At 77.3% G+C, this 7,330-nt stretch carries 7 protein-coding genes; 3 read left to right on the top strand and 4 right to left on the bottom strand.

What is annotated here, in order from left to right; all coding sequences use genetic code 11:
- Positions 1-149 precede the first annotated feature (149 nt).
- On the top strand, positions 150-1,352 hold the full coding sequence (locus ACRYM0_RS19865; RefSeq protein ID WP_432507576.1) for a GGDEF domain-containing protein: 1,203 nt from the start codon (positions 150-152) through the stop codon (positions 1,350-1,352).
- A complete protein-coding gene (locus ACRYM0_RS19860; RefSeq protein WP_432507575.1) occupies positions 1,349-3,652 on the top strand; it encodes a putative bifunctional diguanylate cyclase/phosphodiesterase in 2,304 nt (767 codons plus the stop codon). Before ACRYM0_RS19865 ends, ACRYM0_RS19860 begins: the two co-directional genes overlap by 4 nt.
- Positions 3,653-3,664: 12 nt before the next feature.
- Here the strand turns inward: ACRYM0_RS19860 and ACRYM0_RS19855 are convergent, their stop codons facing one another.
- On the bottom strand, positions 3,665-4,606 hold the full coding sequence (locus ACRYM0_RS19855; protein ID WP_432507574.1) for a 1-phosphofructokinase family hexose kinase: 942 nt from the start codon (positions 4,604-4,606) through the stop codon (positions 3,665-3,667).
- A 145-nt stretch (positions 4,607-4,751) separates the two neighbouring features.
- Here ACRYM0_RS19855 and ACRYM0_RS19850 point away from each other — a divergent pair, with 145 nt between their 5' ends.
- Positions 4,752-5,132 (top strand): hypothetical protein, encoded by a 381-nt coding sequence (locus ACRYM0_RS19850; RefSeq protein WP_432507573.1) that lies wholly within the window; start codon positions 4,752-4,754, stop codon positions 5,130-5,132.
- Positions 5,133-5,136: 4 nt separating this feature from the next.
- Here the strand turns inward: ACRYM0_RS19850 and ACRYM0_RS19845 are convergent, their stop codons facing one another.
- From ACRYM0_RS19845 to ACRYM0_RS19835, 3 genes are all read right to left on the bottom strand, one after another.
- Complete coding sequence (locus tag ACRYM0_RS19845) at positions 5,137-5,865, bottom strand: phytanoyl-CoA dioxygenase family protein (RefSeq protein WP_432507577.1); 729 nt, start codon at positions 5,863-5,865, stop codon at positions 5,137-5,139.
- Between the two features lie 208 nt (positions 5,866-6,073).
- Entirely contained in the window at positions 6,074-6,781 is a 708-nt protein-coding gene (locus ACRYM0_RS19840; protein ID WP_432507572.1) for a haloacid dehalogenase type II, read from the bottom strand.
- 16 nt (positions 6,782-6,797) lie between these two features.
- A complete protein-coding gene (locus tag ACRYM0_RS19835; protein WP_242128303.1) occupies positions 6,798-7,064 on the bottom strand; it encodes a GlsB/YeaQ/YmgE family stress response membrane protein in 267 nt (88 codons plus the stop codon).
- Between the last annotated feature and the right edge of the window lie 266 nt (positions 7,065-7,330).

Raw genomic sequence — 7,330 nt, 5'->3', positions numbered from 1 at the left:
CCCCGCTCCCTCCCGGGAGCGGGGGTCGCGGTGCGTCCGGGGTCGGGGAGCCCGTCAGCGCGCCGGCGCGCTGCTCCGACGGGATGAACCGAGAGCGGTGACTCGCCCCAGCGCTGAAGCACCCCGCTGCCGGTGTCGACAACCCCACGGTGGAGGAGGCCGGCCGGAGCAGCGCAGACCCGCGGGGTCCCCGCGCGGCGCTGCACCGCGCCCGTGAGGAGCTGCTGCGCCCGCTGGCCGCCGACTCCGCCGAGGTCGTCTTCTGGCGCCGGCACACCCGCACCGGCGTGGTGCTCTCCGTGATCTGCGGGGTCCTCGTCACCGCCTCCGCCTGGGTGCAGCCCGCCCACCCCCACCGCGTGGCCCTGACCGTCTTCGACACCGTGGCGACCTCCTGCGTCCTGCTGGTCCTGCTGCTGCCCGTGGAGCGCCTGGCCCGCGCCCGCGGCGGCAGGCTCTTCCCGTACACCTGGACGCTGGCGAGCTTGGCGATCACCGTGGTCGCCACCGTCCTGGACGGCCCCGCGGGCACCACGACGGACACCCCCGTGCGGCTGATGTACTTCCTGTCCGTGGGGTTCGTGGCGGTCGCCTACCCGCCGGGCGCGGTCGCCGTCCTGGGCGGGACGGCTGTCCTCGCCGACCTCGCCACCGCCCTGGCCACGCACGTGCCCGCCGACCGCGTCGTCGTCCCGGTGGGCATGCTCGCCACCGCCGTGCTGGTCGCCACCTGGGCCGCCCTCGGCCAGCACGAGCTGCGCGAGCAGCACCGGGCCGTGCGCCGCGAGCTCGCCGCCCTCGCCGACACCGACCCCCTCACCGGCTGCCTGAACCGCCGCGCGTTCCTGCACCACCTGCGCGAGCACCTCGAGCACCCCGCCCCCGCGGCGTCGCTGCACCTGGTGGACCTCGACGGCTTCAAGGCCGTCAACGACACCGCCGGCCACGCCGCCGGCGACGACCTCCTGGTGGCCGTGGCCGGTGCCCTGCGACGAGCCGTCGGCCCCGCCGGGACCGTCGCGCGCCTGGGCGGTGACGAGTTCGCGGTCCTGGTCGGTGCTCCCGGCGCGGCCGCCCGCACCGAACCGGCCGAGGCGGTGCGCGCGCAGGTCGCGCGCGTCGGCGCGGCCCACGGCGTCACCGCCAGCGTCGGTTCCACGCTGCTGCGCGCCGGGGACGGCCCCGCCGGTGCCGTGCGGCGCGCCGACGAGGCCATGTACGCCGCCAAGGCGTGCGGCGGGGACCGCGTCGCCACCTCGCCCGCGGACGAGCCCCTCGAGGACCCCACGGGCCCCGACGGGCCCGGGGAGCGCCGCGGACCCCGCGGCCACCGGCGGGCGGCGGCCCGGTGAGCCGCGCGCGGCACCTGCCGGCCCTGCCCGCCGCCGTGTTCGCCCTGGCCCTCGCCGCCTCCGCCGCCCTGGCCGTGCGGCCCGCCACCGCCGCGGCGGCCGCCACCCTCCAGGGCCTGCTGTGGGTCGCCGTGGTGGCCGCTCTCGCCGTGGCCGCCGCGCGCGCCACCGCAGACCGCGCTGCGTGGGCCCTGTTCGCCTCCGGCACGGCCGTGCTCGTGCTGGCCCGGCTCGCGCTGTACGCCGCCGCCGGCAGCCCCCTCGTCGACCCGGTGGTGCTGGAGCGCCACGGGCCGCTCGTCCTGGCCACCCTGCTCGGCTACCCGCTCTTCTACGCCGCCCAGGTCGCCCTGCTGCGCCGGCGGCTGCACCGGGTGCGCAGCCCCTGGCTCGACGGCGCGCTCGCGGTGCTGCTGCTGGCCGCCGCGTGCTCGGCGCTGTTCCTGCACCCCCTGCAGCGCGCCACGGGGATGGGTGCGGCCACCATCGCCGCCGCGGTGGCGCGCCCGTCCATGGACGTGCTCATGGCGGTGTACGCGCTGACCACGTGCTCCCTGCTCGGCTGGCGCCCCGACCGCCGCCTGCCCCTGGTCGCCGCCGCCTTCACCGTCCTGACCGCCGCCGACGTCACCGACCTGCTGCGCCTGGCCGGCGCCGCTGGGCCCGCCGCGGCCGGGGTCGCCGGTCCCGTGGCGGTGGCGGTGGACGTGGCGCGCTTGTGCGCGGGTGCCCTGCTGGTGCTCGCCGCCCGGCAGTCGGCGCCCCGGCTGCCGCGCCGGCACGCCGAGGGCTGGCCGGTGCTTCTGGCGCCCGTCGGGGTCCTGCTCGGCAGCGTCGCCCTGCTGCTCGTGGACCGGTGGTCCCGGCTGCCCGACGCCGCGGTCGTGCTGACCTTCGCGGCCGTCGGGGGCGTCACCGTCAAGGTGGCCCTGGCGTTCGACGAGCTGATCCGGCTGCTGGGCAGCGCTCGGCAGGCCGTCACCGACGACCTCACCGGGCTGGCGAACCGGCGCGCCCTGTTCCAGCGGCTCGCCGGCACCGCCGCCGGCGGACGGGACACCGGCCTGCTGCTCGTGGACCTCAACCGCTTCAAGGAGGTCAACGACACCCTCGGCCACCACCGCGGTGACGACCTGCTGCGGGCCGTCGCCGTGCGCCTGACCGGGTGCCTGCCGCAGGAGGCGCTGCTCACGCGGCTGGGCGGTGACGAGTTCGCGGTCGTCCTGCCCGGTGCCGGCACCGCCGCCGGGCACCGCGTCGCCGAGGACGTCCTCACCGCCCTCGCCGAGCCGTTCACCGTCGGCGGCCTCGCCGTGCACGTGGGCGCCAGCGTCGGCGTCGCCGCGACCGGCGCCGCGCGGCAGGTCGCCGGCCCCCTGCCCGGTGGTGACGCCGAGCTGCTGCGGCAGGCGGACGCGGCGATGTACGTGGCCAAGCGCGCCGGCGGCGGCGTCGCCGTCTACGACGAGGCCGTGGACCGCGCCGCGCGTGACCGGCTCGCGCTGCTGGACGACCTGCGCGCCGGCATCGCCGCCGGGCAGCTCGTGCTGCACTACCAGCCGCAGGTGGACCTGCGCACCGGCGGGGTCGTCGGCATGGAGGCGCTGGTGCGCTGGCAGCACCCGCAACACGGCCTGCTGGCCCCCGCGGCGTTCCTGGACCTCGCGGAGGAGCGCGGCCTGATGACCTCGGTCACCGCGGAGGTGCTGCGCCAGGCCGTCGCCGAGGCCGTGCGCTGGCGCGAGGCCGGTCGGCCGCTGCGCGTCGCGGTGAACCTGGCGACCAGCTGCCTGCTCGACGCCGCCCTGCCGAGCCGCGTGCGCGACGTCGTCGCCGCCGCGGGCCTGGACCCCCGCGCCCTGGTCCTGGAGATCACCGAGACCACCCTCATGAGCGACCCCGAGCGCAGCCGGCGCACCGTCGCCGGGCTGCTGGACACCGGCGCCGGCGTCAGCATCGACGACTACGGCACGGGGTACTCCAGCCTGGCGTACCTGCGGGACCTGCCCGCGGTCGAGCTGAAGCTGGACCGCACGTTCACCGCGCGCGCCGCGCGGGACGGGCGCTCGGCCGCCATCGTCGCCGGCACCGCCGACCTGGCGCACAGCCTGGGCATGCGGCTGCTGGCCGAGGGCGTCGAGGACGCCGCGACGCTGCACCGCCTGGGGGAGCTGGGGGTCGACGAGACGCAGGGGTACCACCACGCCCGGCCGATGCCGGGCGGGCAGGTACTGGGCTGGCTGGAGCAGCGGGGGAGCACGGTGCGCGGCGGCCGGCGCCCCCCGGCCCCGGTGCGCTGACCCCGTCGGCGGTCAGTCGAGGCGGTGCACCTGCACCCGCTGGGCGACCGCCTCGACCGCCTCCGCGGTGCCCGTGCCGTAGCCCTGCCGGGTCACGTTGACCGCACCGGCCGCGGCGGCCGTGCGGATCGCCGTCAGCTCGTCGGCGCCCTGCGCCAGCCGGGCCGCGACGGCCCCGCTCATCGAGTCGCCGGCGCCGCGGAACTGCACCGCCGTGAAGCTCGGCACCTCCAGCCGGTGCGCGCCCGCCCCCGTGAGCACCAGCGGCTCCTGCGCGGCCCGCGTCACCAGGACCGTGCCCGCGCCGCGCTCGCGCAACCGCCCGGCCCGGCGCATCAGCTCCGCCACGTCCCCGGCCTCCGCCTCGCCGTCGCCGGGCAGCTCGTCGTGCGCGATCTTCAACACGTCCACCCCGCCCTCCAGGGCGTGCTCCAGCGCTTGGCCGGACAGGTCCGCGACGACCCGGGTGCCCTGGCCGCGCGCGTCCGCGGCCAGCCGCCCGAACACGTCCGCCGACAGCACCCGCTCGTGCTCCGGGCCCGTCAGCACCAGGACCCCGCTGTCGAGGGCGGAGGTGACGGTGGTGCTGAACAGGTCGTCGACCTCGTGGCGGGTCAGGGTCGCGGTGGACGCCGCGACCCGCTCGGCCCGCTCGGCGTCCGGTTCCCCCTCGTGGCCGCGGTGGTCCAGCACCGCGGTGGCGCTGGGCCCCGCCGTGCGCACGACGTGCGGTTCCAGGCCCTCCGCCCGCAGCAGGGCCTCCACCGCCGTGCCGGGCTCACCCCCCAGCGGCAGGCACAGCCGCACCCGCGCCCCCAGGTGTGCGGCCATCCGGGCCACCCACACGCCCTGGCCGCCCGGGTGCAGGTGGATCTCCACGTCGCCGCTCGCGCTCGGCTCGACCAGGACGCGCAGGACCGGCGAGGGGGCGAAGACGGTCACGCTCGGGTTCACGAGCAGAACGTACGGTCGCGGCAGGGGTGGCGCACGACGGGCCGCACGGGATCCGCCGGAGCGCTCAAGGTGCAGTGCCCGGCTGCCGATGTCCTCCACGCAGCGGACCCCGCCCGGGGTGCCGCCCGGAACCCGGGGAGAGCCGATGGCCCACGACGACACCGAGGCGCCGACGGGCGCTCCCGCGCGCGGCGCGCAGACCGTCGCCCCCGTGCAGGCGTCGGCGCTGCAGTTCGCCGCGTCGATCCTGGGCGAGGCGAGCTACACGCCCGAGGCCCAGCTCAACGCGTCGCTGTCGGCGCCCGCACGCGTGAGCGAACCGGCCGCACAGCCCACCGCGCCCGTCGAGCAGCCCGTCGTCGAGCCCGTCGTGCCCGTGGCTGAGCCGGTCGTGCCCGTGCCCGTGGCCGAGCAGCCCGTCGTCGAGCCCGTCGTGCCCGTGGCCGAGCCGGTCGAGCAGCCCGTCGTCGAGCAGCCCCGCGGCTGGTTCGGGCGGCTGATCGCCAAGCTGCTCGGGCGCGGCTGAGCCCTCAGGCGCCGGCCAGCGCGGGGGCGTGGTGCCTCGCGCGGGGTGCCGGGTGCCCCGGTCGCGCCGGTCGTCGCCTCGTGCTGAACGTCGCGTGCAGGAGCAGCCTGTCCCGCCCCACCGCGGGGGAGCGCCGGTGCATGCCGCGCGGGTCGGCGAACACGACCGTGCCCGCGGGGCCGCCCGGCGCCTCGAAGGTGCCGGGCGCGGCCCCCTCCTCGCGCCGGTCGAGGTGGGTCCCGCTCACGTAGTGCAACGGCCCGTCGCCGTCCTGCGCCGCCGTGAGGTGGACCCACACCTCCAGCACCGGCCGCCGCCCCCGCGGGGCCCGTTCCCAGCGGCGCGGCGGGAGGGGCCCGGCGGCGGCGACCTCCAGCCAGCCGGCGGGTTCCACCGAGCGCACCGCGCGGCGGCAGTAGGCCTCGGCGATGCCGTCCAGGACGGGGTGCAGGAGCAGCCGGCGGCACGAGGTGGCGGGCACGTCGTCACCCAGCAGCGCCACGCGGTCCGCGTCCGCCGGGTGGTCCCAGGGGTCCCAGGGGTCCCAGGGGTCCCGGCCCGCCGCCAGGAGGAGGCGGTGCGCGCGGGCGTCCTGCTCCCGGTGGTCCACCAGCGCACGGGCGCAGTCGAGGACGTCGTCCAGCACTCCCGCGTCGCCGGTGAGGGCCACCAGGCTGGTGGAGGCGATCCCGTCGCGGCGCAGGTCGGCCACGACGCGCCCCGCTTCGGGCATCACCACGCCCCTCTCCGCCGACCACCGGCCCACCCGCCGGCCGGACCCGTGGCCGGAGCGGTGGCCGTGGTGCGCTGAAGCCTTCACGCCCGACCTCCTCACCGTGATCGCCAGACTCTACCGTGTCTTTGCGTAACTTACGGTGACTCAGCGCAGTCGCGCTGGGGCGTGTCGACACCCCGGGGTCCCGGACGGGGCCCCACCCCGGTCAGCGCGCAGGTGCAGCGAGCACGGCCTCGGCGAGGGCGTCCACGCCCGTCGCGACGAGCGACGGCGCCGGGGACGCGGACGGGTACGGGCGGCCGTCGCGGTCCAGCCACGCCGTGGGGAACCCGGCCCGCGCCGCGCCGTCCAGGTCCCAGGGGTGCACCGCCGTGAACAGCGCCTCCCCGGCCGCCAGGCCGCACACCCGCAGCACGTGCGCGTACGCGTCGGGGTGCGGTTTCCAGGGACCGGCCTCCTCCACGGACAGCACGTGCGAGAAGTCCTCCCGCAACCCGGCGCGTTCCAGCAGCGACTCGCACTCGTGCGCGGAGCCGTTGGTGAACGCGACCAGGTCCAGCCCCGCGCCGTGCAACCGCCGCACCCCCGCGGGGACGTCGGGGTGGACCGTGAACTCCCCGAAGGCCCCCAGCGCGAACTCCACCGCCGCGTCCACGTCGCGGTCCAGGTGCTCGCGGACGCCCCTGGCGCCCAGGTCGGCGCGCAGGACGTCCTCGGCCACCCGCCGGAAGGGCGCCGGTTCCCCGGCGAACGTGCGGGCGAAACCGTCCCGCAGCACGGAGGGCAGGAAACGCGAGTGGACGGCCCCGGCGGGTGCGCCGAGGCCGTCCAGCCTGCGCCGCAACGCGGTCGTGTCCGACAACGTCTCGTTGACGTCGAACACGACCGCGCGCGGCCGGGTGCTCAGGGGCACCGTGCTGCCGAGCCCGTCAGCGGCGGACCGAGCGGCGGCTGCTGCCGGCGAGGATGGAGACGCCGATCGCCGCGAGCACCACCTGGATGATGAGGGTGATGATGCTGAACCCGTCGTCCGTCAGGCCGATGGCGGCGGAGATCGCCAGGCCGATCAGGGCCGCGACGATGCCGACGAGGATCGTCGCGATGATGCCGATCTTCTGCTTGCCGGGCAGCACCAGGCGCGCCAGGGCCCCGATGATCAGACCGACGATGATGGCGGAGAGGAACGAAATGCCCACGGTCCGTTGCCTTTCTGGAGTGGATCCCGGAACTGCTTCGCCGAGACGTTAAACCCGCCGGGAACTTCCCGCCCCCCGAGATCGTCGAGGCGCCACGCAGCCGGCCGCACCGCCCGCCGGGCCGCGCGCACCCCCGGTCCCTAGTGGTCAGCTCGGGAAGTTCCTGATCATGCTGCGGCCTGCCAGGTGAAGCGGACGGGCCGGCGAGTCTGGCTCCGTTCGCGAGCCCAGGCTTGCACGGCCCGGTCGCACTCATCCGTGGTGGT

It is taken from the genome of Kineococcus arenarius subsp. arenarius, from assembly GCF_050871845.1.
Classification (GTDB): domain Bacteria; phylum Actinomycetota; class Actinomycetes; order Actinomycetales; family Kineococcaceae; genus Kineococcus.
The sequence above is the reverse complement of the archived record's forward strand: the minus strand, read 5'-3'. Positions and strand labels throughout refer to the sequence as shown.

What these genes read in the sequence shown, in the direction of transcription:
- ACRYM0_RS19850 (WP_432507573.1), top strand. Translation starts at nt 4,752, where the DNA reads ATGGCCCACGACGACACCGAGGCGCCGACGGGCGCTCCCGCGCGCGGC.
- ACRYM0_RS19845 (WP_432507577.1), bottom strand. Translation starts at nt 5,865, where the DNA reads ATGCCCGAAGCGGGGCGCGTCGTGGCCGACCTGCGCCGCGACGGGATC.